The organism is Cedecea davisae (genome assembly GCF_044095835.1).
In the GTDB taxonomy this organism is placed as follows: Bacteria; Pseudomonadota; Gammaproteobacteria; order Enterobacterales; family Enterobacteriaceae; genus Cedecea; species Cedecea davisae.
The window spans coordinates 2,807,644-2,832,504 of sequence record NZ_CP172054.1; the positions used below are offsets into that span (position 1 = coordinate 2,807,644).

Genomic DNA, 24,861 nt, shown 5'->3' on the forward strand with positions numbered 1-24,861 from the left:
TAGACGACCGGTCTACTTGAGGAAAATCCATGTCAGCAGATAAACTGTTTACGCCGCTTAAAGTTGGCGCAATTACCGTACCAAACCGCATCTTTATGGCTCCGCTGACGCGCCTGCGCAGCATCGAACCCGGCGATATCCCAACGCCGCTAATGGGCGAGTATTACCGTCAACGCGCGAGCGCTGGCCTTATCATCAGCGAAGCTACGCAGATTTCTGCTCAGGCTAAAGGTTATGCCGGTGCGCCAGGCCTGCACAGCGATGAGCAAATCGCGGTGTGGAAAGACATCACCGCTGGCGTACATGCGGCGAAGGGCCATATGGCCGTTCAGCTGTGGCATACCGGTCGTATTTCCCACAACACCCTCCAGCCAGACCAGCAGGCTCCCGTTGCGCCATCCGCAATTATCGCCGGTACCCGCACTTCGCTGCGTGATGAAAACGGTAACGCGGTTCGCGAAGATACTTCGATGCCTCGCGCGCTGGAAACCAGCGAAATCCCGGGTATCGTCAATGACTTCCGTCAGGCGATTGGCAACGCGCGTGACGCCGGTTTCGACCTGGTAGAACTGCACTCCGCCCACGGCTACCTGCTGCACCAGTTCCTGTCCCCTTCTTCTAACCACCGTACCGACGAGTACGGCGGCAGCCGCGAAAATCGCGCTCGCCTGGTGCTTGAGGTGGTGGACGCGGGGATCAAAGAGTGGAGCGCCGATCGCATCGGGATCCGCGTTTCCCCGATTGGCTCCTTCCAGAACGTGGATAACGGCCCGAACGAAGAAGACGACGCTCTGTACCTGATTGAAGAGCTGGGCAAGCGCGGTATCGCATATCTGCATATGTCCGAACCTGACTGGGCAGGCGGCGAGCCGTACACCGAAGCCTTCCGCGAGAAAGTGCGCGAGCGCTTCAGCGGCGTGATTATCGGTGCCGGTGCCTATACGCCTGAAAAAGCGGAAGACCTGATCACCAAAGGTTTGATTGATGCGGTAGCCTTTGGCCGCGCATTCATCGCCAACCCGGACCTGGTTGCCCGCCTGCAGGCCAATGCTGACCTGAACCCGCAGCGCCCTGAGTCCTTCTACGGCGGCGGTGCCGAAGGCTACACCGACTACCCAACTCTGTAATACCGAAGTTCCTTTCATTGATAGCGGCGAGCGATCGCCGCTATACTCAAAGCTTGTGCTAATAACTGTTTCATTCGACGAGGATTTTATGCGTCTACTTCATACCATGCTGCGCGTTGGCGATCTGCAACGCTCCATCGAGTTTTACACCAAAGTGCTGGGCATGAAACTGCTGCGCACCAGCGAAAACACCGAATATAAATACTCTCTCGCCTTTGTTGGCTACGGGGATGAAAGCGACACCGCAGTTATCGAACTGACCTACAACTGGGGCGTGGACAGCTACGATCTCGGCACCGCTTACGGCCACATCGCCTTAAGCGTGGACAACGCGGCTGAAGCCTGCGAACGCATTCGCAACAACGGCGGCAACGTTACCCGCGAAGCGGGCCCGGTTAAAGGCGGCACCACCGTTATCGCCTTCGTGGAAGATCCCGACGGCTATAAAATTGAACTGATCGAAGAGAAGCACGCGGGCAAAGGCCTGGGTAACTGATTTTTTCGTTAGGCAATGGGCGCAATGTGCGCCCAATACTGCAACACTCCCCGAAATTTGCCATAATGCGCGCTGCATTTTCCCCGTATTAAGAGAATCTGATGTCAGACAACACGCAACTGCATGGCCTGTGCGACCGTTTCCGTGGTTTTTATCCGGTGGTTATTGATGTTGAAACCGCGGGTTTTAACGCCAAAACTGATGCGTTACTGGAAATCGCCGCCGTTACCCTGAAAATGGATGAAAACGGCTGGTTATCCCCCGATGAAACGCTGCATTTCCATGTCGATCCGTTTGAAGGCGCTAATCTTCAGCCTGAAGCGCTGGCCTTTAACGGCATTGACCCGCACAACCCGCTGCGCGGTGCAGTCAGCGAATACGATGCGCTGCACGCCATCTTTAAAGCCGTGCGCAAAGGGATTAAGGACAGCGGATGCAGCCGCGCGATTATGGTGGCGCACAACGCAACCTTCGATCACAGCTTTATGATGGCCGCCGCCGAGCGCGCCTCGCTGAAGCGTAATCCGTTCCACCCGTTCGTGACGTTTGATACCGCCGCGCTAAGCGGGCTGGCACTAGGCCAAACGGTGCTGGCAAAAGCCTGTATTGCCGCTGGCCAAAAATTTGACAGCAGCCAGGCACACTCCGCGCTGTACGACACCGAGCAAACCGCCCTGCTGTTCTGCGAAATCGTCAACCGCTGGAAGCGCCTCGGCGGCTGGCCTCTGCCCCCGGCGGAAGAACCCGAGTGCGAAGCATAAAAAAAGCGACCCGAGGGTCGCTTTTTTGTTCGCCGGGCGGGATTACTCCGCGCCTGACTCCTGAGATTTGTACTTCTCTGCGGTCTCTTTAATCAGGGACTGCAATTCGCCGCGCTGGTACATCTCGATGATGATGTCGCAGCCGCCAACCAGTTCGCCGTCAACCCACAGCTGCGGGAAGGTCGGCCAGTTCGCGTATTTCGGCAGCTCGGCGCGAATGTCCGGGTTCTGCAAAATATCAACATAGGCAAAACGCTCGCCGCAGGCGGAAAGTGCCTGAACGGCCTGAGCGGAGAAGCCGCAGCTCGGCAGCTTCGGGGAACCTTTCATATAGAGAAGAATCGGGTTCTCAGCGATCTGGTTTTGAATTTTTTCAATAGTGCTCATTGTCTTGCTTCCTCAAACCTTGATACGGCAACAGTCTGCCATTGTAGCCAGTTGCACCCCGGCCAGAAAACACCAATTTTAGAAAGGTTTTTCCCTGGAATGCGCGGCGATGCAAACATGCTTTAAGAATAACACTTTTCAGCCGCGCGAAAATTAGCAATTTGCTCCATCCACGATCAATAAAACAGCAGATAACCCCCGGGAATGATTAATTTTTTAGCACCAGCTTCCACTTTTGACCGTTAAATAGTAATTGCCTATTAACATTATCGGCTTTTATGCATTAGAATCGTCGGGTTTCGCAAAAATCATACGCAGGCATGATGGTTAGCATCGTGCTTTCATTTATCAGGGGATTGACGAGTGGCGCGGATAAATAAAATCTCTATCACGCTATGTGCTCTGCTATTTGCTTTGCCCTATACTCCTTTGGCGCAGGCGTCCGAGCACGTCCGTCACCATGCTGCACAGAAAAGCCACCCGGCGAAGACCTCAGGTAAAAGCAGCAAGGTCAAAGAGAAAGCAAAAACAAAGGTCAGCACCAGCTCCACAAAGAAGTCCGGAAAGAAAGAAACCGTTCAGGCAAAAAGCAAAGTCGCAAAGAACAAAACCTCCGGCAAAAGCAAAACCCTCGCAAGCAGCAGTAAAAAAACCTCTCAGAAATTGGCCATTCAGCCAACCGCCGCCACCTTCACTGAAAAATGTACCCACCGTAAAGGGCATAAAAAACAGTGCGTAAAGGTGAAGGCAGAAAAAAACCAGACTATCGCTCAGGCGCATAAAGTCCGGGTGCAGAAAGCACAGAAAACGGCAATGAACAAACTGATGGGCCAGATTGGTAAGCCTTATCGCTGGGGCGGCACTTCGCCTCGTACCGGTTTTGACTGCAGCGGCCTCATTTATTACGCCTACAAAGATCTGGTTAACATCCGTATCCCGCGCACCGCAAACGAAATGTATCACCTGCGTGATGCCGCGTCGGTTGGCCGTGGCGAGCTGGAAAGCGGCGATTTAGTGTTCTTCCGCACCCAGGGGCGCGGCACCGCCGATCATGTGGGTGTCTACGTCGGCAACGGCAAGTTTATCCAGTCTCCGCGCAGCGGCCGCGATATCCAGATTACCTCCCTGAGCGAAGATTACTGGCAGCGTCACTACGTCGGCGCCCGCCGCGTGATGACTCCGAAAACCATCCGCTAAATACTGAACTGCCCGGCAACGGGCAGTGCCTTTCTGCTTTTGCACACTCTTTCAATTTGTTACCCTAATAACCACAATAAAAGTAGTTATTTGGTGTACTCAAAATAACAAGGAGTGAAGCAATGTCGTTCGAACTACCCGCCCTGCCCTATGGCAAAGACGCTCTCGCGCCCCACATCTCGGCCGAAACCCTGGAATACCACTACGGTAAGCATCACCAGACCTACGTCACTAACCTGAACAACCTGGTAAAAGGCAGCCCGTTTGAAGGGAAAACGTTAGAACAGATAGTGAAAAGTTCAGAAGGTGGAATTTTCAATAACGCGGCTCAGGTCTGGAACCATACCTTCTACTGGCACTGCCTGGCACCGAACGCTGGCGGAGAGCCAACGGGTGAGCTTCTGGCTAAAATTAACCAGGCGTTTGGCAGCTTTGAGGCGTTTAAAAAGCAGTTTAGTGAAGCGGCAATTAAAAACTTTGGTTCGGGCTGGACCTGGCTTGTGAAAAATAGCGATGGCGGCCTGGCTATTGTTTCTACCGCGAATGCCGGAACGCCGCTGACGACCGACGCCACGCCGCTGCTGACCGTGGATGTCTGGGAACACGCCTACTATATCGATTACCGTAACGCTCGCCCGGTGTACCTTGAGCATTTCTGGGCGCTGGTAAACTGGAGCTTCGTGGCGAAAAACCTCGCCGCCTGATAACCAGAGAGCAAGACGTTTCTCTGTTTGCCAGAAATGTTAAGGGCCGCATTGAGCGGCCCTTATTAAATCAGTGCAGTACGGCGGTTAGCGCACCGGCAACAATCAAGCTCAGTACGACAACCGTGGTCACCACGGAAAACTTCAGATCGGTACTCATCGTAAGCTCCTTTATTTCCCTACAAAGTGTAAGTGGGGTGATTTTCCCACAATTGGCGATAAAAATCCTGCTGGATTTGCACAGATCTCGGTTTTCCCTCTTCCACTTTGCTCCGGGATAAGCCAAAATCCTTCGCTAATTTACCGCGTATCGCCCGGCAACGCCCTCCTCCCGCTGTATGTCGCATTCCCGACAGGCCTGCAACCAACGTGTTGCCCCAGGAGTTAGCGAAGGCAAACGTTTAACACATGAGTTATCAGGAGTTTACGATATGGTCTGGAGTGACATCTAATGGCAACGATTAAGGACGTAGCGAAACGCGCAAACGTTTCCACTACAACTGTGTCACATGTCATCAACAAGACCCGTTTTGTTGCGGAAGAGACGCGCAACGCCGTTTGGGCGGCCATCAAAGAGCTGCATTATTCTCCGAGCGCCGTAGCCCGCAGCCTGAAGGTCAACCACACCAAATCTATTGGCCTGCTGGCAACCTCCAGCGAAGCGCCCTATTTTGCCGAAATTATTGAGTCGGTTGAAAATAGCTGCTTCGCCAAAGGCTATACCCTGATCCTCGGTAATGCGCACAACAACTTTGATAAGCAGCGCGCCTACCTGTCGATGATGGCGCAAAAACGCGTTGATGGGCTGCTGGTGATGTGCTCCGAGTACCCGGAAACGCTGCTCTCCACTTTGGAAGAGTACCGCCATATTCCGATGGTGGTCATGGACTGGGGCGAAGCCCGCGCCGACTTTACCGACTCGGTCATCGATAACGCCTTCCACGGCGGCTATCTCGCTGGCCGCTATCTGATTGAGCGCGGCCATCGCGACATCGGCGCTATTCCCGGCCAGCTGGAACGCAACACCGGCGGCGGTCGCCATGCCGGGTTCCTCAAGGCGCTTGAAGAGGCCAATATCAAGGTGCCGGAGAACTGGGTGGTTCAGGGCGACTTTGAGCCGGAGTCCGGCTACCGCGCCATGCAGCAGTTGCTTAACCAGCCTCATCGCCCTACCGCGGTATTCTGCGGTGGCGATATTATGGCAATGGGCGCCATTTGCGCAGCGGATGAGATGGGACTGCGCGTGCCGCAGGATATCTCCATCATCGGCTACGATAACGTGCGCAACGCCCGCTACTTCTCTCCGGCGTTAACCACTATTCACCAGCCGAAAGAGCGCCTGGGTGAAACCGCCTTTAATATGCTGCTCGACCGTATTGTTAACAAACGCGAAGAGTCGCAGACTATTGAGGTGCATCCGCGCCTGATCGAGCGCCGCTCGGTTGCCGACGGTCCGTTCCGCGACTACCGCCGCTAAACGCTCAGCGGAGCCGGGTTTTGCCGCCCCGGCTCCTGCAGCCATTCCTGATTCATCGTCTCGCTGTCCCCGAGGTAGTCCAGCAGCCAGCTTAAAGCCGGCGAGGCATCGTCCTGCCGCCAGGTCAGGCAACAGGCCGCATCCGGGAACGGATTTTCCAGCGTCAGCTCCCGCCACTCGCCGCCGTCCAGCCATGGCTTAGCAATGTGGGCGGGCACCATGCCAATGCACAGGCCCGCACTCAGGCAGTCCGCCCCCGAAGCCCAGTCCGGCACCACGACTCTGCGCTGGTTATCCAGCAACCAGGTAATGCGCTTGGGCAGAGAACGTGAAGTATCTTCCAGCACCAGCGACGGCCATGCCCTTAGCTCATCATCAGGAATAACACCTTCGTGTTGCGCAAGCGGATGCCCGGAGGAAACCACGCAACGCCAGCTTAACGCCCCCATATCCCGGAACGCATAGCGCCCCCCTACAGGAATGGCCTGAGTTGCGCCTATAGCCGCCTCAACCCGCTCGTCCGCCAGCGCGTCCCACACGCCGTTGAACACTTCCTGAAACACCCGCAGTTCGATATCCGGGAAGTGACGATAAAAATCCAGCACCAGCTGGCGGGTCCGCTCCGGCTTCACGATATTGTCCACCGCGATGGAGAGATGCCCGCGCCAGCCGTTGGCTATCTGCTGGCACTGCTGGCGGGTTGCCATCATTTTTTTGATAACAGAACGCCCTTCTTTAAGAAAAAAGGCTCCGGCGGCGGTTAACTCAACATCGCGATGGCGACGTTCAAACAGCGGCACGGCCAGCCATTCTTCGAGCTGACGTACCGTATAGCTTATGGCAGAAGGCACGCGATGCAGCTCCTGGGCCGCCCCGCTAAAACTGCCGTTGCGCGCCACCGCGTCAACGACCTCCAGAGAATATTCAGACCACATGTTTTTTGCCTGCAAAAATTTTGAATGCAACTCGCAAATATTAGCGTTTCACAAGCGCTTTTGCACTCCGTAGACTCCTGCCCCGTTAACCTGCTATCAAAATCAAGAGAAAACTATGCAACCATCAAAGGGATTTCTTATCTGGCTTGCCGGGCTGAGTGTGCTTGGCTTCCTCGCCACCGACATGTATCTGCCCGCCTTCGCCGCCATTCAGCAAGATCTGGGGACTAACGCCTCGGCGGTCAGCGCCAGCCTGAGCCTGTTCCTCGCCGGGTTTGCCTTCGCGCAGTTAATGTGGGGCCCGCTGTCAGACCGCTTCGGGCGTAAACCTATTCTGCTGATTGGCCTGGGGCTGTTTGCCGTCGGCTGTATCGGCATGCTGTGGGTCGAAGACGCCGCCACGCTGCTGGTCCTGCGTTTTATTCAGGCCGTTGGCGTCTGCTCCGCCGCCGTGAGCTGGCAGGCGCTGGTCACGGATTATTATCCTGCCAACCGCGCGGGCCGCATCTTTGCCACCATTATGCCGCTGGTAGGGCTTTCACCCGCGCTTGCGCCGCTGCTCGGCAGCTGGCTGCTTAACCATTTTGAATGGCAGGCTATTTTTGCCGTGCTGTTCGCCATCGCCCTGCTGCTGATGATCCCCACCCTGCGCCTCAAGCCGCGCACCCAGCATCACCCGCAAACTGAAGACAATAAAGTCAGCTTCTTCTCTTTATTACGCTCGCGCACCTATAGCAGCAATGTGCTGATTTATGCTGCCTGCTCAGCCAGCTTCTTCGCCTGGTTAACCGGTTCGCCGTTTATCCTTAATGAGATGGGCTACAGCCCGTCTGTTATTGGCCTGAGCTATATGCCGCAGACCGTCGCCTTCCTGATTGGCGGCTATGGCTGCCGCAGCGCGCTGCAAAAATGGCAGGGGAAACAGCTGCTGCCTTGGCTGCTGGCGCTGTATGCGTTGAGCATTGTTGCCACCTGGGCCGTAGCGGTGAGCGGCTATGCCAACCTGACGCTGCTGCTGATCCCATTCTGCGTGATGGCGATTGCCAACGGGGCAATTTACCCTATCGTTGTGGCCTCCGCCCTGCTGCCATTCCCTCAGGCAACCGGCAAGGCCGCCGCGCTACAAAACACGCTACAGCTGGGGCTTTGCTTCCTGGCAAGCCTGATGGTTTCCTGGCTGGTCGCCACCCCGCTGCTCACCACCACCAGCGTAATGCTGGCGACAATTTTACTCGCGGTGCTGGGCTATGCGATGCAGTACTCCTCCAGCCGTGCATCGCAGGCTGGCGCCAACGCCGAGCTATCCCGGGCCCAATAACAGACGCGATAGTGTGAATATTGTGTGATTAGCTTGCTAACAATATTCCGTTGAACCATCAAAAAAACAGGCTTATAGTTATTGCGGTTCTACTATAAGCCTCATAAATTTTATTTTTACGGGAGCCGGAGTGCTTCCGTTTTTCCATGGATGGCCTTTCAGTAAGGGAGAATCCCCCCTTTCTCTGTTTACGTCGGATATCAGGCGCACGGAATTTTCCGTGAGAGTTCTCACAAGCCGGTAATAGCGTCTACGCTGTTTTAAGGTTCTGATCACAACAAGGTGATGGAGAAGCTATGAGTTCATCGTGTATAGAAGAAGTGAGCGTACGAGATAACGAATGGTATCGTATCGCAAATGAAATGCTGAGCCGGGCAGGCATAACCGTTAACGGCCCAAACCCTTTTGATATTCAGGTTAAAAACCCAGATTTTTTTAAACGCGTTTTGCAGGAAGGCTCCCTCGGTCTTGGCGAAAGCTATATGGACGGCTGGTGGGAATGCGAACGTCTGGATGTTTTTTTCACTAAAGTGCTGCGCGCCGGGCTGGAAAACCAGCTGCCCCATCATTTCAAAGATACTCTGCGTATCGCCGCTGCCAGGCTGGTTAACCTGCAGTCCAAAAAGCGCGCGTGGATAGTCGGCAAAGAACATTACGATCTCGGTAACGATCTGTTCAGCCGCATGCTGGACGCGCACATGCAATATTCCTGCGGCTACTGGAAAGATGCGACGACTCTCGCCGAAGCCCAGGAAGCGAAGCTGAAAATGATCTGCGAAAAACTGCAGCTTGGCCCCGGCATGAAATTGCTGGATATCGGCTGCGGCTGGGGCGGTCTGGCGGAATTTGCCGCACGAAATTACGATGTTTCCGTGTTTGGCGTAACCATTTCGGCAGAACAACAAAAAATGGCGCAAGAGCGCTGCAAAGGGCTGGATGTAACCATTCTTTTGCAGGACTATCGCGACCTCAACGAGCAGTTTGACCGCATTGTTTCCGTCGGCATGTTTGAGCATGTTGGCCCGAAAAATTATGCCACCTACTTCGACGTTGCCGACCGCAACCTGAAGCCTGACGGTATTTTCCTGCTGCACACCATTGGCTCTACAAAGACCGACAATAATGTCGATCCGTGGATTGATAAGTACATCTTCCCCAACGGGTGCCTGCCTTCTGTGCGACAGATTGCCGACGCCAGCGAACCGCATTTTGTAATGGAAGACTGGCATAATTTCGGTGCCGACTATGATAAAACGCTGATGGCCTGGTACGAAAGCTTCCTCGCCTGCTGGCCGGAAATTGCCGATAACTACTCCGAACGCTTCAAACGGATGTTTAGTTACTACCTCAATGCCTGCGCCGGAGCCTTCCGGGCGCGCGATATTCAGCTGTGGCAGGTGGTATTTAGCCGCGGTATTGAAAACGGTTTACGTGTCCCTCGCTAGTCACTAACCCGGCATCTGCCGGGTTTTTTACCTCCAATTGTCTCTCCTTGCGCACTGACGTGATACACATCACAGGTTTAAGCCTGTCTGGCCGCGACGACTTGATCTGCTTAACAGATATCATTTCCCGTCATAGAAACCGGTTTCATCAATCACAGACAATCAACATATTGACCGTATAAATGATTGCCTGTCGGAGATGACAGGCCAGACCGTGAGGATAACGATGAAATACGCATTTCCTGAGCATTTCTGGTGGGGCAGCGCCGCTTCCGGGCCGCAAACCGAAGGTGAAGCGCTGAACTTTGGTAAATCCGAAACTATTTGGGACCGCTGGTTTGCCGAACAGCCCAATCGCTTCCACCACGGCGTTGGCCCGCAAAATACCTCGACCTTTTATCAGCGCTGGAAGCAGGATATCGCCCTGCTGAAGAAGCTCAACCACAACACCTTCCGCACCTCAATCTCCTGGGCCCGCCTGATCCCGGACGGCACCGGGGAGGTGAATCCTCTGGCGGTAGAATTCTATAACAAGGTTATCGACGAGCTGCTGGCCCAGGGCATCAAGCCGTTTATCAATCTGTATCACTTTGATATGCCAATGGTTATGCAGGAGAAAGGCGGCTGGGAAAGCCGCGAAGTCGTTGACGCCTACGCCAGCTATGCCAATACCTGTTTTGAACTGTTCGGTGACCGGGTGAAGCACTGGTTTACCTTCAATGAACCGGTAGTGCCGGTAGAATGCGGCTACTTGTATGATTACCACTACCCTAACGTCGTGGACTTTGACCGCGCGGTTACCGTGGCCTACCACACCATGCTTGCCCACGCGAAAGCGGTTACAAACTACCACGCTCGCAATGAAGACGGCCAAATTGGCATCATCCTTAACCTGACGCCGTCCTACCCTCGCTCTCAGAATCCGGCAGACGTCAAAGCCGCTAATCTGGCCGACCTGATGTTTAACCGCAGCTTCCTGGACCCGGCGCTGCGCGGCGAGTACCCGCAGGAGCTTGTCGACTTCCTGAAGCAGCATGATAAATTGCCGGCCTGCCAGCCAGAGGACAAAGCCCTGCTTGCCGCCGGCGTGGTCGATTTACTCGGAATTAACTATTACCAGCCGCGCCGCATTAAATGCCGCGACACCCTGGTAAATCCTGAAAGCCCGTTTATGCCGGAGTGGTTCTTCGAGTCCTACGAAATGCCGGGCCGCAAGATGAACCCTTACCGTGGCTGGGAAATCTACGAGCGCGGTATTTACGACATTCTCACCAACCTGCGCGAGAATTACGGCAACCCTGCCTGCTACATCTCCGAGAACGGCATGGGCGTGGAGAACGAAGAACGTTTCATCAACGACGGTCAAATTGACGACGAATACCGCATCGACTTTGTGCGCGACCACCTGAAGTGGCTGCACAAGGGCATCAGCGAGGGCAGCAACTGCCTCGGCTACCATATGTGGACCTTTATCGATAACTGGTCGTGGTGCAACGCCTACAAAAACCGCTATGGCTTTGTCTCGCTGGATCTCAAAACCCAGCAACGTACCATCAAGAAGAGCGGGGAATGGTTTATGAAAACCGCCGCTGAAAACGGTTTCAACGAGCAGGATTAAGAAACAAAAACGGGGCCAATCGGCCCCGTTTCTTATGCTGCGAGAGAAGCGTTATTCGCCCGCAGGAATAGCGGCCACCAGCGCGGCTTCACGGCTCGCCAGCACGCGCTCTACGGTGTCGACAATCGCCTGAGTCTGCGGATCGATTTCGATATTAACGCGCTGCCCAAGTTTCTTAGCGCCAAGCGTTGTACGCTCCAGCGTTTCGGGGATCAGATGCACGCAAAAACGCGTCGCCGTGACCTCGCCCACCGTCAGGCTAATACCGTCGATACCAACATAGCCTTTATGCAGGATGTATTTCATCAACGCTTTATCCTGAATTTTAAACCAGATCTGACGGTTATTTTCCGAGGTCAGGATCTTAGATATTTCGGCGGTAGTCATAATATGGCCGGACATTAAATGACCGCCAATTTCATCATTAAATTTAGCCGCACGTTCAACGTTAACGCTGTCGCCAACGCTTAGCTCACCGAGATTAGTAATACGCAGCGTCTCTTTCATCAGGTCAAAGCTGATGCGGTTCCCGTTGATTTCGGTGACCGTAAGGCAGCAGCCGTTATGCGCCACCGAAGCGCCGGTTTCAAGGCCCGGCAGCATCTCAGTCGGCATCTCAATAATGTGGGTGCGGAAGTTAGGTTTCTCGTCGATGGAAACCAGGGTCGCGGTGCCCTGCACAATACCTGTAAACATCTAAAAACTCCTGGCGATTCACGCGCGGTAAAACTACCGCCGATAAAGGACATTGCCGCACTTTAACAGGTGGAAAATCACCTTGCCAGCCCTGCTCGCCGCAGCGCTATATTTTTGACTGGCGTATAAATAAACTCTCGCTACAATAGACTGGCAAATTCCCCTGTTCATCTTCTTGCTGCCTTTTATGGCGGCTTTTTTAGTCTCTCGTCTCTATAAAAATAATCAGGTGTAAACATGCAGAAGTACTTCACCGAAGCTCGCCAGCTCCTTGCCCTGGCGATACCTGTGATCATCGCTCAGGTAGCACAAACTGCAATGGGATTCGTCGATACCGTTATGGCCGGTGGCTACAGCGCCACCGATATGGCGGCAGTGGCTATAGGCACCTCTATCTGGCTACCGGCCATTTTATTCGGCCACGGGCTCCTGCTCGCCCTGACGCCAACCGTCGCCCAGCTTAACGGCTCCGCGCGTCGCGACCGCATTGCTCACCAGGTTCGTCAGGGATTCTGGCTTGCGGGTATGGTATCCGTGCTGGTGATGGTAGTGCTGTGGAACGCAGGGCACATTATTCATGCCATGCATGACATCGACCCGGAACTTGCCGATAAAGCCGTGCGTTATTTACGTGCGCTGCTGTGGGGCGCGCCGGGTTATCTGTTCTTCCAGGTTGGCCGTAACCAGTGTGAAGGGCTGGCGAAAACCAAGCCCGGCATGGTGATGGGCTTTATCGGCCTGCTGGTGAACATCCCGGTTAACTACATCTTTATTTACGGCCACTTCGGCATGCCGGAATTGGGCGGCGTGGGCTGCGGCGTGGCAACAGCGGCGGTCTACTGGGTGATGTTCTTCAGCATGCTTTCCTATATCAAGAAAGCCCGTTCGATGCGCGACATTAAAAACCCGGACGATTTCAGCAAACCGGACTGGGCGGTGCTTAAACGTTTAAGCCAGCTCGGGCTGCCGATTGCGCTGGCGTTATTTTTCGAAGTCACGCTGTTCGCCGTGGTTGCCCTGCTGGTTTCTCCGCTGGGCATTACCGACGTTGCCGGGCACCAGATAGCGCTTAACTTCAGTTCGCTGATGTTTGTGTTACCGCTTTCATTAGGCGCGGCGGTCACCATTCGCGTGGGTTATCGCCTGGGTCAGGGCTCAACGCTGGATGCCCAGGTTGCCGCCCGCACCGGCGTTGGCGTGGCGATTTGCCTGGCGATGTGTACGGCGCTGTTTACCGTGACCTTCAGGGAGCATATCGCGCTGCTGTATAACGACAACCCGGCGGTCGTAGCACTGGCAGCCCACTTGATGCTGCTGGCGGCGATTTACCAAATCTCCGACTCGATTCAGGTTATCGGCAGCGGCGTGCTGCGCGGCTATAAAGATACGCGTTCGATCTTCTTTATCACCTTTATCGCGTATTGGGTTCTCGGCCTGCCGAGTGGCTATGTGCTGGCACTTACCGACTGGGTGGTTGAGCCGATGGGCCCGGCAGGCTTCTGGATTGGCTTTATTATCGGTCTGACCTCCGCCGCCATCCTGATGATGCTGCGCATGCGTTGGTTACAACGCCAGCCCTCCATCACTATCCTGCAACGCGCTGCACGTTAATTAACCCGTAGCCGCCGTCCTGGCGGCTACTTTCTCAACACTCTGCGCAGATGCTCGGCAATTGCGTGAAATCTGGAATAAAATTGCGTTATTCCCCTTGCAAGCCCCGAAGTGTGCCGCTAATATTCGTCCCCGCTGTCGCCAAGACAACAATGCGTTCATAGCTCAGTTGGTTAGAGCACCACCTTGACATGGTGGGGGTCGTTGGTTCGAGTCCAATTGAACGCACCATTTTCAGATATTCAGTGCGTCCGTAGCTCAGTTGGTTAGAGCACCACCTTGACATGGTGGGGGTCGGTGGTTCGAGTCCACTCGGACGCACCATATTTGCAAATCTCTACTCCTCTGTCTTATCTCCTTTATTTTCAAAACTCATTAAAACAAGCCATTTATTCATCACCCAGGCTATGATTTAGCAAGCCTTAATTCGCCGTTAGTTTTTCTCTCACCCTGCCTGCTGGCATATTCGTTAAGGACAACTATGCTTCGACTCACCCTGCTCCTGATAGCGTCTGTGACGTTAAGCGGCTGTACGTTAACCCGCGTTTCGCAAGCAAGCCATGCCGAAGCGGTGCGTGAATTAAACGCCGTGGGCCTGACAATGAATGAAGCTCGAGCCAGGGCCACGCAGGCCGGGTTCGAGTGCGATGACTACGTTGATACCGATGTCCCGGTGCAAATCGGCAATGTAGTACGCCGATCCACAGTGTTGCAGTGCGGCAAGAAATCCCTTGAACTGATTTGCCCGCAACGCAGATACGTGGTGTTTAATATTGACCCGAAGACCAACAAAGTTTACGCCGTGGGCAATAGAATCAACCAAAACTCCTGCTTCTGATCGCGGGACAGAAGCTGCGCATTTTTATCGTTTTGAGCGTTTCAGGGATATTCGGGATGCAGGACGGTGGAATGTTGAATATTATTTAGAAAGCCGATAACTAAACTGCAACAGGTGACCTATGGAAATCGATCTTGAGAATCTGGTTTTTTCCGGATTAGATGAAGCCGAAGTGCGCAACGCCGAGCGTCAGGAAGATGCTGATAAAAAAGCTCAGGCCGTTGTTGCCGATGACGATTGCGGCGACGCCTGCAAAATCTGATTAATTAAACCGGCTCATTCAGCCGGTTTTTTTATACCCGAAGCCTGCTCAGGCAGACCTCCTCACCGCAAGATATTTCACATTACCCCGTAGTAAAAGAGACACCAGCAGGTGAAAATTTTTCTATTTATCGACAGGCTGGTAAAACATTCAGGCAAAGCTCTGTAAGCAGATTCTGATACGAGAATAAAAATGACGCCACGGATTTACCACGTTGATTCTTTTACCACCCAGCCATTTCGCGGCAACTCGGCGGGCGTAGTGCTCGATGCCGATGGCCTGAGCGAGAGCCAGATGCAGCTCATCGCCCGCGAGCTACGCCATTCTGAAACCGCTTTTGTACTCCGCAGTGAAGAGAGCGATGTGCGCATTCGCTACTTCACGCCAACTGTAGAAGTGCCGATTTGCGGCCATGCGACGGTAGCGGCGCATTACGTGAGAGCGAAAGTGCTTGGGTTGGAAAATTGCGAGCTTTACCAGACCTCGCTGGCAGGCCGCCACCGGGTAGCGATTGAAGTTGTTGAAGACAACGATTACCGCATCACGCTGGTTCAGGGCAGACCGGAATTTGAGCCGCCGCTGGAAGGTGACCTGCGCGCGGCAATTATCGCAGCATTTCACCTGAATGAAGACGATATTCTACCGGGATTCCCCATTCAGGTTGCCTCTACGGGGCATTCCAAGGTGATGGTTCCGCTGAAGCCTGAAGTCGCTCTCGATGCGCTGGCTCCGGACCTGGCTGCGCTTGCCGCCATCAGCAAGGAAATTGGCTGCAACGGCTTCTTCCCGTTTCAGATCCGCCCCGGCGAAAACGCAACGGATGGCCGCATGTTCTCTCCCGCCATCGGTATTGTAGAAGATCCGGTAACGGGAAATGCTAATGGCGCGATGGGCGCGTGGCTGGTGCATCACGGCGCATTGCCCCATGACGGCAAGCTGCTGCGCATTCATGGGAATCAGGGGCGCGCGCTTGGCCGCAGCGGCGTGGTCGATATTGCCGTGACCATCCGCGACAACCAGCCGGAAAAAGTGAGCATTTCCGGCCGGGCGGTGATCCTGTTTAGCGGGGAACTGGCGGTGAAGCTTTAGCGGCGGCGCTGTCTCCCCCGGCGAAAAGCTCAAACATTGTTCACATAGGTACGGCGGGGCTTGTCAATGTCCGCCGCGCCAGTCATAATAACGTCACTCCCCGCAGTGGGAGTTAAAAAGGTAATTAAATCAGTTTGTTAATTATTTTTTTAGCGGAATACTCCGTGCGTTCATAGCTCAGTTGGTTAGAGCACCACCTTGACATGGTGGGGGTCGTTGGTTCGAGTCCAATTGAACGCACCATTCTTTTCTGTTTCATTCTTCTTTCTAGCCTGTAAACATCCCGTAACCCACTCGTTACAACTCGCTGTAAAACTGTGCACTCTGTCGCTGAATCAACGGTTTTGGTTCCTTTCCCGACAAGATCTCTCTATAATACGCCCGTTCTTAACTTGAATGGTTTCAGCTCATTGGACTCCCTTTTTATACAACAACACTGTCTGACTTCACCCCCGGCTGAACCACAAGCACACTTTCCTCTGCACGCTTTATTTCTGTCACCTATCCTTACCAGGTGCCACTTTCAACACCACAGTATTCTTTTAAGCTCCGGCGGCCGCTGTGTCTCCCGGAACCGAGTTTTAACAATCCTCCTCAACTTATAGATAAGACTGTCATGAAAAAGACTAAAATTGTTTGCACCATCGGTCCAAAAACCGAATCTGAAGAGATGCTGAGCAAAATGCTCGATGCGGGCATGAACGTTATGCGCCTGAACTTCTCCCACGGTGACTATGCAGAACACGGTCAGCGCATCAAAAACCTGCGTAATGTTGTTGCTAAAACCGGTAAAAAAGCCGCTATCCTGCTGGACACCAAAGGTCCTGAAATCCGCACCATTAAGCTGGAAGGCGGCAACGACGTTGCGCTGAAAGCGGGCCAGACCTTTACCTTCACTACCGACAAGTCCGTAGTGGGTAACAACGAGATTGTTGCTGTAACCTACGAAGGTTTCACCAGCGACCTGTCCGTAGGCAACACCGTTCTGGTGGATGACGGCCTGATCGGTATGGAAGTCACCGCTATCGAAGGCAAAAACGTTGTCTGTAAAGTGCTGAACAACGGCGACCTGGGCGAGAACAAAGGCGTTAACCTGCCGGGCGTTTCCATCGCGCTGCCTGCTCTGGCTGAAAAAGACAAGCAAGACCTGATCTTCGGCTGCGAGCAGGGCGTTGACTTCGTTGCTGCTTCCTTTATCCGTAAACGTTCTGACGTGGTTGAAATTCGTGAGCACCTGAAGGCTCATGGCGGCGAGAAGATCCAGATCATCTCCAAAATCGAAAACCAGGAAGGCCTGAACAACTTCGACGAAATCCTCGAAGCGTCTGACGGCATCATGGTTGCTCGTGGCGACCTGGGCGTTGAGATCCCGGTTGAAGAAGTTATCTTCGCTCAGAAGATGATGATCGAAAAATGCGTGCGCGCTCGTAAAGTTGTTATCACCGCAACCCAGATGCTCGACTCGATGATCAAAAACCCGCGCCCTACCCGCGCGGAAGCAGGCGACGTTGCTAACGCCATCATCGACGGCACCGATGCAGTTATGCTGTCCGGTGAGTCCGCTAAAGGTAAATACCCGCTGGAAGCCGTGACCATCATGGCAACCATCTGCGAACGTACCGACCGCGTAATGACCAGCCGTCTGGACAACAACAACGACAGCCGTAAACTGCGCATCACCGAAGCAGTTTGCCGCGGCGCGGTTGAGACTGCCGAGAAACTGGAAGCGCCGGTTATCGTCGTTGCAACCCAGGGCGGTAAATCCGCTAAAGCCGTGCGTAAATACTTCCCGAACGCGACCATTCTGGCGCTGACCACCAACGAAGTGACCGCTCGTCAGCTGGTGCTGAGCAAAGGCGTTATCCCTCAGCTGGTGAAAGAAATTGCTTCTACCGACGACTTCTACCGTCTGGGTAAAGAAGTGGCTCTGGAAAGCGGCCTGGCTCGCAAAGGCGACATCGTAGTGATGGTTTCCGGTGCGTTAGTCCCAAGCGGCACCACCAACACCGCTTCCGTACATGTCCTGTAATTGACTTGTTAACAAGTTTATTTACGTCAAAAGCGCCTTAGGGCGCTTTTTTTATATCCGTGCCTTATGGCTATTAATAAAAATGCAAATCGGCTTTTACTATTTAAGCGTCGTTTTAGTAAGACGAATCCGATGAAAATCCCCTGTTTTCTCTCTTTTTTTTAACTTTCCAGCTCGGTTCGATGCTTCTTTGAGCGAACGATCAAATTTAAGGGTATTCCCAACAAAAAATTATTCTCATCACAAAAAAGTTTGTGTAATACTTGTAACGCTACATGGAGATTAACTCAATCTAGAGGGTATTAATAATGAATCGTACTAAACTGGTACTGGGCGCGGTAATCCTGGCTTCTACTATGCTGGCAGGTTGTTCTTCTAACGCTAAAATCGATCAACTGTCTTCTGACGTTCAGACTCTGAACGCTAAAGTTGATCAGCTGAGCAACGACGTGAACGCAGTGCGTTCCGACGTTCAGGCTGCTAAAGACGACGCAGCTCGCGCTAACCAGCGTCTGGACAACCAGGCTCACTCTTACCGTAAGTAAGAGTCACTGGTATAAAATGGCGCACAATGTGCGCCATTTTTTTTGTCCGTCATCCAGCCCTTCTTCATTACTGAGTCGCGCTTGCCGCCTCCCCCGTATTCACCGCCACGTTTTGAGCCGACTGCACGCCATTTGCCGTGACCGAAGTCTGCCCCGCGGAGACCGCAACCGGGTAACCGGCACGCCGATAGAGCGCTTTCTCAATAACCGCCTTGTCTACTTCACTCCCTTCGCGGAACTGGCTAAAACCGGCTGGCAGCACGTAAGGCATGGTTTGCGTATTTTGCTGCTCGTCCTGCGACAGCGGGCGATGCACCTCAACATAACGCACGCCGTTAGGCTCCACGGAGAATTTCACCGGATCGTTAATCACCCGCACAGGCGTGCCCGTTCTCGTCTGCTCAAACAGCGCCTTGATGTCCGGCGCGTTCATGCGGATACACCCGGAACTCACGCGCAGCCCTACGCTGTCCGGCGCGCTGGTACCGTGGATGAGGTATTCACCGTTGCCGTACGCCAGGCGCATAGCAAAGCGCCCCAGCGGGTTGTTCGGCCCGGCGGGAACAACCGGCGGCAGCTTAACGCCGCGCTCAAGAGAACGCTGACGAATGCCTGCCGTTGGTGTCCAGGTCGGGTTAGGGATTTTCTGGCCTATTTTCGTGCTCATCAGAGGCGTTTCCAGCCCCTGCAAGCCAATGCCTATCGGGTAAACCTGAACAATGTTTTCACCCGGCGGGAAGTAATAAAGCCTCAGCTCGGCCAGATTGACGACAATGCCTTCTCTGGGCACATCAGGCAGCAGCAGCTGGCTGGGAATGGTTAACACCGTGCCCGGCTTAGGCACCGGTGCTATAGCGTTATTTGCTTCCAGCAACAGCATCGCGCCGGTATCAAAACGCCGGGCAATGGCCTGCAGGTTGCGGTCACTCTCCTGAACGGTATAAGTCTGGTTTTGGCCAATCAGGCGGCTGCCTTCCGGCGGTAAAGGATAGTCCAGCGCTAAAGCCGGGCGTATGGCGCTGAGCGCGCCTATGATGGCTAGTGTGAGTAAAGACGCGTATTTCATACTTTTTATTCCTGTAGTCACGCCGACGGACGCCGGCAGGCTGAAAGACAAGCGAGGCAGAAAACCGCCTCGCAAAACAGGACCATAGGTATGATTAAGTTTAGCTAACTTAGCTGAGACTGGAGGCTTTATTACGAATCGCGCGGATCATCGCTTCCAGCCCCTGAGAGCGGGATGGGGTTAAGTGCTGAGCGAGCGCCATTTTTTCAAACCACGGGCGCACGTCAAATGCTACGATGTCCTGCGGCGTCATCTGCTGGTAGAGAATAAATACGATGGCGATCAGCCCTTTAACGATAGCCGCATCGCTATCGCCCTCCAGAGTGATAACGCCATCGGGCTGCTGGTGCATCACTATCCACACCTGGCTCTGGCAGCCCTGAATAATATTCCCGGGTCTGCGCTCCTCTTCCGCCAGCTCCGGCAGGCGGCTGCCGAGTTCGATGATGTAGAGATACTTCTCTTCCCAGTTCGCGCAGCGGCTGAAATTCTTGAGTAATTTGTCTTTATCCGGCAGCGTTGCCATGACCGTCTCCGTTATCCTAACAGGCTGTGGATACGCTGCAGGCCAGCGACCAGGCGATCCACTTCTTGCCGGGTATTGTACATGGCAAACGAAGCGCGGCACATTGCGGGTACGCCGTAAAACGCCATCAGCGGCATCGCGCAGTGGTGGCCGGTGCGAACCGCAATACCGTAGTTGTCGAGGAAGCTGCCGACGTCATAGGCGTGATGTTTCCCGAGATTAAAGGCCAACACGCCGCGGCGCTCCGTCGGACCATAAACAACGAGGTCAGGAACGGCCTGCAACGCATTCTGGGCGTAGCTCATCAACGAGCGCTCATACTCGCTAATCTCATCTAGTCCAAGGCTCTCAACGTAGCTCAGAGCGGCTCCCAGACCGATTATCCCTGCGGTGTTAGGCGTACCTGCCTCAAAGCGCCACGGCGCTGCCGCATAGGTTGTGCCCTGCGTCAGGCTGACGGTGGCAATCATCGAGCCACCGCCTTCCCACGGCGGCATATCCTGCAGAATGCTTTCGCGCACATAGAGCACGCCGATGCCCGTTGGCCCGTAAATCTTATGCCCGGAGAACAAATAAAAATCACAATCCAGCGCCGCGACGTCCGTGGCGTGGTGCATTATCGCCTGCGCGCCGTCCACCAGCACTTTCACACCTGCCTGATGCGCGGTGGCAATCATCTCCTGCACCGGGTTTTCCGTCCCCAGCACGTTGGAGATGTGGGTTATCGCCAGCAGCTTTGTGTGCTCGTCAATCAGCGTCGGAAACACATCCAGCTGCAACGTCCCGTCCTGATTCAGCGGAATGATGCGCAGCTCGGCCCCGGTCCGCTCGCACAGCATCTGCCACGGCACGATATTGGCGTGGTGTTCCATAGCGCTGATGATGATGTTATCGCCAGCGGCCACGTTCGCGTTGCCCCAGCTGTTCGCCACCAGGTTAATGCCCTCGGTGGTGCCGCGCACGAATACAATCTCTTCCGGCTTCGCGGCGTTGATGAAACGTGATGCCTGGCTGCGCACATTTTCCATCAGCGTGGTGGCCTGTGCGCTCAGCGTGTGGATGCCGCGATGCACGGCAGCATAGCCATTACGATAGAACTCCAGCTCGGCGTCGATAACCCTCTGCGGCTTCTGGGCGCTGGCGGCGCTGTCGAGATAGGCCAGCGGCTGCCCGTTGACCTCGCGGCTTAATATCGGGAAATCCGCTCTGACCTGCTCAATGGGAAAACTCATGCCTCGCCTCCTGCAAAACGCCGGGCAATACGCGCCAGCACCTGCTGTTTTAAGGCCTCGTCGCGAATGCTCTCGGTCAGCTCCGCGGCAAAGGCGAAGATAATCATCTGCTGCGCGGCCTGTTCGTTAATGCCGCGTGAACGCAGGTAGAACATCTGCTCGTCGTCAATACGCCCGATGGTCGCCCCGTGGCTGCACTTCACGTCGTCGGCGTAAATTTCCAGCTGCGGTTTAGTGTCCACTTCCGCAAGGCGGCCAAGCAGCAGGTTGTTGTTGGTCATCTGCCCGTCGGTCTTGATCGCGTGTTGAGCCACTTTGATCATGCCGTTAAACACCGCTCTGCCTTTATCGCGGACGATGGTTTTATGCAGCTGGCGGCTGTTGCAATAGCCTTTATTATGCTCAAGCCAGGTACGCGTATCGCACACTTCGTTGTTAACCGGCAACGCGAGGCTATTGATGTGCAACTGGTTATTTTCGCCGTTCAGCTGCGTGCTGGTGTTGTGGCGCAGCACCGCGGCCCCCAGCAGGAAGCTGCTGCTGCTTACCGTTGTATCCCGGGCAACCAGCAGGTCGTTGTGGGCGAAGTGGTAGCTGGCGGCATTTTCGAACGCCAGTTTGTAATGATTCAGTTGGGCATTAGCCGCAATTTCAGCGGTAAAGCGTGAGCCGGTAAAATGCGCAGCGTCATCAAGGCTGACAAAATGCTCTATTACCGTAGCCTGCGCGCCCTCACCCAGCGTCAGGTGATGGCGGTAGTGGGCGGTCGCCATTTCCTGCTGCCCACTGCCGCGGGTCACGTGCATCAGCAGCAGCGTTTTCTTAGGCTGTGTGTTGCGAGCTACGTCAATGTGGGTCACCGTTTCGGCCAGGCTCTCGGTAAGGTGCAGGAATACTTCGCCCTGCACCGGGGCGGGCAGCATCTGGCGGTTGTCGTCAATCGTAATAACAAAACCGCTGTTGGCCGTCTCGTCGCTTAACTCCGCGCTAAAATGGCCATCCACAAATACCAGCCTCAGAGCATCTACCGGCAATGCCAGCTCGTCTCGCTGCTGAGCGGTCAACCCGCCCTGCGGCGCCAGCACAAACTGATTGTTCAGCAGGCCTTCCAGCGGCGTGTATTTCCAGTTTTCATGCTTGCGCGTCGGCAGCCCAAGGCGCAGCAGCTGCTGCATATGCTGCTGAGCCACTTCTGAACGCCCCGTGCCCTGGGCTTCAAACAGATGATGCCACTGCTGGAGCGCGTTGCCGTTACTGCTGTTCGGTAAGCCAGCCATAACCCTGCTCCTCCAGTTGTTTCACCAGGCTAAAGTCGCCGGATTTAACGATGCGCCCCTGATACAGCACGTGCACGAAGTCCGGCTTGATGTAGTCGAGGATGCGCTGGTAGTGGGTTACCACAATGAACGAGCGCTTGCCGTCACGCAGGGAGTTAACCCCTTCGGCAACAATTTTCAGGGCGTCAATATCCAGCCCGGAGTCGGTTTCATCGAGAATGCACAGTTCCGGCTCCAGCACCGCCATTTGCAGAATATCGTTGCGCTTTTTCTCGCCGCCGGAGAAGCCGACGTTAACCGAGCGGGTCAGTAGATCTTCCGGCATTTTCAGCAGTTCAATCTTCTCTTCCATCAGATCCTGGAAGTCGAAGCGGTCCAGTGACTCCAGCCCGCGGTATTCACGCACCGCATTCAGCGCGGTTTGCAGGAAGAACTGGTTGCTGACGCCGGGAATTTCCACCGGATACTGGAAGGCCATAAAAATGCCTTCGCCCGCACGGTCTTCCGGCGAAAGCTCCAGCAGATCTTTGCCCTTAAACTGTACCGAACCGCCGGTGATTTCATAGTCTTCACGGCCTGCAAGCGTCGCGGATAAGGTACTTTTGCCGGAGCCGTTCGGCCCCATAATGGCGTGCACTTCGCCCGGCTTCACTTCGAGGTTTAAGCCACGCAGGATCTCTTTGTCCTCAACGCTGACCTGTAAATCTTTAATGCTTAACATAATTTTCCCTTAATCCTTAACCGACGCTGTGTTCGAGGCTGATGGCTAATAATTTTTGTGCTTCCACCGCGAATTCGAGCGGCAACTCTGAGAACACGTCTTTACAGAATCCGTTGACTATCATCGAGATAGCATCATCTTCGCTGATACCGCGCTGCAGGCAGTAGAACAGCTGGTCTTCACCGATGCGCGAGGTTGTGGCTTCGTGCTCAAGCTGAGCCGTGTTGTTACGGCATTCGACATACGGAAAGGTATGCGCCCCGCTGTCCGGGCCGATGAGCATTGAGTCGCACTGGGTGAAGTTACGGGCGTTGGTGGCCGTCGGCATGATTTTCACCAGGCCGCGATAGCTGTTCTGGCTGTGCCCGGCGGAAATCCCTTTCGAAATAATCGTCGATTTGGTGTTCTTGCCGATGTGGATCATCTTGGTGCCGGTGTCCGCCTGCTGGTGGCCGGAGGTCAGCGCCACGGAGAAGAACTCGCCGATGGAGTTGTCGCCGCGCAGGATAACGCTCGGGTACTTCCAGGTGATGGCCGAGCCGGTTTCCGACTGGGTCCAGGACATCTTGCTGTTTTCACCTTCGCATAGCGCGCGCTTGGTCACGAAGTTGAGGATGCCGCCGGTGTTGTTATCCCCCGGGAACCAGTTCTGCACCGTGGAGTATTTTACTTCCGCATCGCGATGAATGATGACTTCTACCACCGCAGCGTGCAGCTGATAGCTGTCGCGAACCGGAGCAGAACAGCCTTCGATATAGCTGACGTAGCTGCCTTCATCGGCCACCAGAATGGTACGCTCGAACTGGCCCGTTTTCTCCGCGTTGATGCGGAAGTAAGTGGACAGCTCCATCGGGCAGCGCACGCCTTTCGGGATGTAGATAAAGGTGCCGTCGGACGCTACGGCGGCATTCAGCGCGGCAAAGAAGTTATCGTTGGACGGCACCACGGTGCCGAGATATTTCTTCACCAGCTCCGGGTAATCATGAATCGCTTCCCCGAAGGAGCAGAAAATAATGCCCTGTTCGGAGAGCTTTTCACGGTAAGTCGTGGCGACCGATACGGAGTCAAAAATGGCATCGACCGCAACTTCGCTACCTTCACGCACCGGCACGCCAAGCTGCTTAAACGCCTCTTCCACTTCGTTAGTCAGAAACGCGTTAGTTGGCTGCTGCACCGCACCCGGCTGAGAGGCACAGTTGTCATCGCAGCTGCCGCACGACGGCGCGGAATAATAGCTGTAGTCCTGGTAGTTAAGCTTTTCATAATGGGCTTTGAGCCAGTGCGGCTCTTCCATCTTCAGCCACGCATGATAAGCGTTCAGGCGAAACTCCAGCATCCAGTCCGGCTCGTTACGACGAGCTGAAATGGCCCGAACCACCTCTTCGTTTACGCCCTTCGCAATCTGCTCGGTTTGCAGCTCGGTGAAGAAGCCCTCTTTATAATTGAGGTTGCCGGTCCAGGTTTTGACATCGTCAGTTGCTTCAGTATTACGAGACATAAGTAC

The 24,861-nt window shown here is 54.5% G+C and carries 25 protein-coding genes and 3 tRNA genes; 18 read left to right on the forward strand and 10 right to left on the reverse strand.

The features are described from left to right. The first annotated feature begins 29 nt into the window (after positions 1-29). The 3 genes from ACG1VR_RS13405 to rnt all read left to right on the forward strand — a co-directional run bounded on the left by ACG1VR_RS13405 (position 30) and on the right by rnt (position 2,384). Positions 30-1,127, forward strand: a complete 1,098-nt coding sequence (locus tag ACG1VR_RS13405) for an alkene reductase (protein WP_172570173.1) — start codon at positions 30-32, stop codon at positions 1,125-1,127. 88 nt (positions 1,128-1,215) lie between these two features. Then, positions 1,216-1,623 carry a lactoylglutathione lyase gene (gloA, locus tag ACG1VR_RS13410; protein WP_166864730.1) on the forward strand — a complete coding sequence of 136 codons (408 nt, stop codon included), beginning with the start codon at positions 1,216-1,218 and terminating at the stop codon, positions 1,621-1,623. A 101-nt stretch (positions 1,624-1,724) separates the two neighbouring features. After that, positions 1,725-2,384: a ribonuclease T gene (gene rnt / locus ACG1VR_RS13415; RefSeq protein ID WP_172570174.1), complete on the forward strand. Its 660-nt coding sequence runs from the start codon at positions 1,725-1,727 to the stop codon at positions 2,382-2,384. 42 nt (positions 2,385-2,426) lie between these two features. Here rnt and ACG1VR_RS13420 read toward each other — a convergent pair whose 3' ends face one another. After that, complete coding sequence (locus ACG1VR_RS13420) at positions 2,427-2,771, reverse strand: Grx4 family monothiol glutaredoxin (RefSeq protein WP_016536094.1); 345 nt, start codon at positions 2,769-2,771, stop codon at positions 2,427-2,429. Positions 2,772-3,134: 363 nt separating this feature from the next. On the opposite strand from ACG1VR_RS13420, the gene ACG1VR_RS13425 reads away from it, so the two are divergent. Both ACG1VR_RS13425 and sodB read left to right on the forward strand, forming a co-directional pair. Further along, positions 3,135-3,968, forward strand: a complete 834-nt coding sequence (locus tag ACG1VR_RS13425) for an NlpC/P60 family protein (protein WP_395489041.1) — start codon at positions 3,135-3,137, stop codon at positions 3,966-3,968. A gap of 122 nt (positions 3,969-4,090) precedes the next feature. Continuing rightward, positions 4,091-4,672, forward strand: coding sequence for a superoxide dismutase [Fe] (sodB, locus tag ACG1VR_RS13430; protein WP_016536092.1), 582 nt, complete (start codon positions 4,091-4,093; stop codon positions 4,670-4,672). Between the two features lie 70 nt (positions 4,673-4,742). Here sodB and ACG1VR_RS13435 read toward each other — a convergent pair whose 3' ends face one another. Then, entirely contained in the window at positions 4,743-4,832 is a 90-nt protein-coding gene (locus ACG1VR_RS13435; RefSeq protein ID WP_039898138.1) for a YnhF family membrane protein, read from the reverse strand. 291 nt (positions 4,833-5,123) lie between these two features. On the opposite strand from ACG1VR_RS13435, the gene purR reads away from it, so the two are divergent. Next, positions 5,124-6,149: an HTH-type transcriptional repressor PurR gene (gene purR, locus ACG1VR_RS13440; protein WP_016536090.1), complete on the forward strand. Its 1,026-nt coding sequence runs from the start codon at positions 5,124-5,126 to the stop codon at positions 6,147-6,149. Here the strand turns inward: purR and punR are convergent. Continuing rightward, positions 6,146-7,084, reverse strand: a complete 939-nt coding sequence (gene punR, locus ACG1VR_RS13445) for a DNA-binding transcriptional activator PunR (RefSeq protein ID WP_395489042.1) — start codon at positions 7,082-7,084, stop codon at positions 6,146-6,148. The two genes, purR and punR, sit on opposite strands and share 4 nt — an antisense overlap. Before the next feature lie 115 nt (positions 7,085-7,199). Between punR and punC the strand changes: the two genes are divergently transcribed. The 3 genes from punC (at position 7,200) to ACG1VR_RS13460 (ending at position 11,465) form a co-directional block, all read left to right on the forward strand. Beyond that, complete coding sequence (gene punC / locus ACG1VR_RS13450) at positions 7,200-8,402, forward strand: purine nucleoside transporter PunC (protein ID WP_395489043.1); 1,203 nt, start codon at positions 7,200-7,202, stop codon at positions 8,400-8,402. 296 nt (positions 8,403-8,698) lie between these two features. Further along, positions 8,699-9,847 (forward strand): cyclopropane fatty acyl phospholipid synthase, encoded by a 1,149-nt coding sequence (gene cfa / locus ACG1VR_RS13455; RefSeq protein WP_395489044.1) that lies wholly within the window; start codon positions 8,699-8,701, stop codon positions 9,845-9,847. Positions 9,848-10,073: 226 nt separating this feature from the next. Then, positions 10,074-11,465, forward strand: a complete 1,392-nt coding sequence (locus ACG1VR_RS13460) for a glycoside hydrolase family 1 protein (RefSeq protein WP_039898134.1) — start codon at positions 10,074-10,076, stop codon at positions 11,463-11,465. Between the two features lie 51 nt (positions 11,466-11,516). On the opposite strand, the gene ACG1VR_RS13465 is transcribed toward ACG1VR_RS13460, so the two are convergent. Further along, the gene (locus ACG1VR_RS13465) at positions 11,517-12,161 is read right to left on the reverse strand and encodes a riboflavin synthase (protein ID WP_016536085.1); all 645 of its coding nucleotides are present in this window, start codon (positions 12,159-12,161) and stop codon (positions 11,517-11,519) included. Between the two features lie 237 nt (positions 12,162-12,398). On the opposite strand from ACG1VR_RS13465, the gene mdtK reads away from it, so the two are divergent. From mdtK to ACG1VR_RS13510, 9 genes are all read left to right on the forward strand, one after another. Further along, positions 12,399-13,772 (forward strand): MdtK family multidrug efflux MATE transporter, encoded by a 1,374-nt coding sequence (mdtK, locus tag ACG1VR_RS13470; RefSeq protein WP_395489045.1) that lies wholly within the window; start codon positions 12,399-12,401, stop codon positions 13,770-13,772. Between the two features lie 154 nt (positions 13,773-13,926). Next, positions 13,927-14,003, forward strand: a tRNA-Val gene (locus tag ACG1VR_RS13475). Positions 14,004-14,019: 16 nt separating this feature from the next. Continuing rightward, positions 14,020-14,096, forward strand: a tRNA-Val gene (locus tag ACG1VR_RS13480). 157 nt (positions 14,097-14,253) lie between these two features. Next, positions 14,254-14,610: a hypothetical protein gene (locus tag ACG1VR_RS13485; protein ID WP_016536082.1), complete on the forward strand. Its 357-nt coding sequence runs from the start codon at positions 14,254-14,256 to the stop codon at positions 14,608-14,610. Between the two features lie 121 nt (positions 14,611-14,731). Continuing rightward, positions 14,732-14,872 carry a hypothetical protein gene (locus ACG1VR_RS13490; RefSeq protein WP_016536081.1) on the forward strand — a complete coding sequence of 47 codons (141 nt, stop codon included), beginning with the start codon at positions 14,732-14,734 and terminating at the stop codon, positions 14,870-14,872. Between the two features lie 192 nt (positions 14,873-15,064). Next, the gene (locus ACG1VR_RS13495) at positions 15,065-15,961 is read left to right on the forward strand and encodes a PhzF family isomerase (protein ID WP_395489046.1); all 897 of its coding nucleotides are present in this window, start codon (positions 15,065-15,067) and stop codon (positions 15,959-15,961) included. Between the two features lie 166 nt (positions 15,962-16,127). Next, positions 16,128-16,204 (forward strand) — tRNA-Val (locus ACG1VR_RS13500). A 373-nt stretch (positions 16,205-16,577) separates the two neighbouring features. Beyond that, the gene (pykF, locus tag ACG1VR_RS13505) at positions 16,578-17,990 is read left to right on the forward strand and encodes a pyruvate kinase PykF (RefSeq protein WP_172570183.1); all 1,413 of its coding nucleotides are present in this window, start codon (positions 16,578-16,580) and stop codon (positions 17,988-17,990) included. 308 nt (positions 17,991-18,298) lie between these two features. Further along, entirely contained in the window at positions 18,299-18,535 is a 237-nt protein-coding gene (locus tag ACG1VR_RS13510) for a major outer membrane lipoprotein (protein WP_008456504.1), read from the forward strand. A 67-nt stretch (positions 18,536-18,602) separates the two neighbouring features. Here ACG1VR_RS13510 and ACG1VR_RS13515 read toward each other — a convergent pair whose 3' ends face one another. The 6 genes from ACG1VR_RS13515 to sufB all read right to left on the reverse strand — a co-directional run bounded on the left by ACG1VR_RS13515 (position 18,603) and on the right by sufB (position 24,855). Beyond that, positions 18,603-19,601 (reverse strand): L,D-transpeptidase family protein, encoded by a 999-nt coding sequence (locus ACG1VR_RS13515; RefSeq protein ID WP_395489047.1) that lies wholly within the window; start codon positions 19,599-19,601, stop codon positions 18,603-18,605. Positions 19,602-19,710: 109 nt separating this feature from the next. Continuing rightward, a complete protein-coding gene (gene sufE / locus ACG1VR_RS13520) occupies positions 19,711-20,127 on the reverse strand; it encodes a cysteine desulfuration protein SufE (protein WP_172570185.1) in 417 nt (138 codons plus the stop codon). An 11-nt stretch (positions 20,128-20,138) separates the two neighbouring features. Next, positions 20,139-21,359 (reverse strand): cysteine desulfurase SufS, encoded by a 1,221-nt coding sequence (gene sufS / locus ACG1VR_RS13525; protein ID WP_395489048.1) that lies wholly within the window; start codon positions 21,357-21,359, stop codon positions 20,139-20,141. Further along, positions 21,356-22,636 carry a Fe-S cluster assembly protein SufD gene (sufD, locus tag ACG1VR_RS13530; RefSeq protein WP_395489049.1) on the reverse strand — a complete coding sequence of 427 codons (1,281 nt, stop codon included), beginning with the start codon at positions 22,634-22,636 and terminating at the stop codon, positions 21,356-21,358. The genes sufS and sufD overlap by 4 nt, the downstream gene beginning before the upstream one ends. Further along, positions 22,611-23,357 (reverse strand): Fe-S cluster assembly ATPase SufC, encoded by a 747-nt coding sequence (sufC, locus tag ACG1VR_RS13535; protein WP_395489050.1) that lies wholly within the window; start codon positions 23,355-23,357, stop codon positions 22,611-22,613. Before sufC ends, sufD begins: the two co-directional genes overlap by 26 nt. Positions 23,358-23,373: 16 nt before the next feature. Beyond that, positions 23,374-24,855 carry a Fe-S cluster assembly protein SufB gene (gene sufB, locus ACG1VR_RS13540; RefSeq protein WP_172570188.1) on the reverse strand — a complete coding sequence of 494 codons (1,482 nt, stop codon included), beginning with the start codon at positions 24,853-24,855 and terminating at the stop codon, positions 23,374-23,376. Positions 24,856-24,861: the final 6 nt, after the last annotated feature.

What these genes read in the sequence shown, in the direction of transcription:
- ACG1VR_RS13405 (WP_172570173.1), top strand. Translation starts at nt 30, where the DNA reads ATGTCAGCAGATAAACTGTTTACGCCGCTTAAAGTTGGCGCAATTACC.
- gloA (WP_166864730.1), top strand. Translation starts at nt 1,216, where the DNA reads ATGCGTCTACTTCATACCATGCTGCGCGTTGGCGATCTGCAACGCTCC.
- rnt (WP_172570174.1), top strand. Translation starts at nt 1,725, where the DNA reads ATGTCAGACAACACGCAACTGCATGGCCTGTGCGACCGTTTCCGTGGT.
- ACG1VR_RS13420 (WP_016536094.1), bottom strand. Translation starts at nt 2,771, where the DNA reads ATGAGCACTATTGAAAAAATTCAAAACCAGATCGCTGAGAACCCGATT.
- sodB (WP_016536092.1), top strand. Translation starts at nt 4,091, where the DNA reads ATGTCGTTCGAACTACCCGCCCTGCCCTATGGCAAAGACGCTCTCGCG.
- ACG1VR_RS13435 (WP_039898138.1), bottom strand. Translation starts at nt 4,832, where the DNA reads ATGAGTACCGATCTGAAGTTTTCCGTGGTGACCACGGTTGTCGTACTG.
- purR (WP_016536090.1), top strand. Translation starts at nt 5,124, where the DNA reads ATGGCAACGATTAAGGACGTAGCGAAACGCGCAAACGTTTCCACTACA.
- punR (WP_395489042.1), bottom strand. Translation starts at nt 7,084, where the DNA reads ATGTGGTCTGAATATTCTCTGGAGGTCGTTGACGCGGTGGCGCGCAAC.
- punC (WP_395489043.1), top strand. Translation starts at nt 7,200, where the DNA reads ATGCAACCATCAAAGGGATTTCTTATCTGGCTTGCCGGGCTGAGTGTG.
- cfa (WP_395489044.1), top strand. Translation starts at nt 8,699, where the DNA reads ATGAGTTCATCGTGTATAGAAGAAGTGAGCGTACGAGATAACGAATGG.
- ACG1VR_RS13460 (WP_039898134.1), top strand. Translation starts at nt 10,074, where the DNA reads ATGAAATACGCATTTCCTGAGCATTTCTGGTGGGGCAGCGCCGCTTCC.
- ACG1VR_RS13465 (WP_016536085.1), bottom strand. Translation starts at nt 12,161, where the DNA reads ATGTTTACAGGTATTGTGCAGGGCACCGCGACCCTGGTTTCCATCGAC.
- mdtK (WP_395489045.1), top strand. Translation starts at nt 12,399, where the DNA reads ATGCAGAAGTACTTCACCGAAGCTCGCCAGCTCCTTGCCCTGGCGATA.
- ACG1VR_RS13485 (WP_016536082.1), top strand. Translation starts at nt 14,254, where the DNA reads ATGCTTCGACTCACCCTGCTCCTGATAGCGTCTGTGACGTTAAGCGGC.
- ACG1VR_RS13490 (WP_016536081.1), top strand. Translation starts at nt 14,732, where the DNA reads ATGGAAATCGATCTTGAGAATCTGGTTTTTTCCGGATTAGATGAAGCC.
- ACG1VR_RS13495 (WP_395489046.1), top strand. Translation starts at nt 15,065, where the DNA reads ATGACGCCACGGATTTACCACGTTGATTCTTTTACCACCCAGCCATTT.
- pykF (WP_172570183.1), top strand. Translation starts at nt 16,578, where the DNA reads ATGAAAAAGACTAAAATTGTTTGCACCATCGGTCCAAAAACCGAATCT.
- ACG1VR_RS13510 (WP_008456504.1), top strand. Translation starts at nt 18,299, where the DNA reads ATGAATCGTACTAAACTGGTACTGGGCGCGGTAATCCTGGCTTCTACT.
- ACG1VR_RS13515 (WP_395489047.1), bottom strand. Translation starts at nt 19,601, where the DNA reads ATGAAATACGCGTCTTTACTCACACTAGCCATCATAGGCGCGCTCAGC.
- sufE (WP_172570185.1), bottom strand. Translation starts at nt 20,127, where the DNA reads ATGGCAACGCTGCCGGATAAAGACAAATTACTCAAGAATTTCAGCCGC.
- sufS (WP_395489048.1), bottom strand. Translation starts at nt 21,359, where the DNA reads ATGAGTTTTCCCATTGAGCAGGTCAGAGCGGATTTCCCGATATTAAGC.
- sufD (WP_395489049.1), bottom strand. Translation starts at nt 22,636, where the DNA reads ATGGCTGGCTTACCGAACAGCAGTAACGGCAACGCGCTCCAGCAGTGG.
- sufC (WP_395489050.1), bottom strand. Translation starts at nt 23,357, where the DNA reads ATGTTAAGCATTAAAGATTTACAGGTCAGCGTTGAGGACAAAGAGATC.
- sufB (WP_172570188.1), bottom strand. Translation starts at nt 24,855, where the DNA reads ATGTCTCGTAATACTGAAGCAACTGACGATGTCAAAACCTGGACCGGC.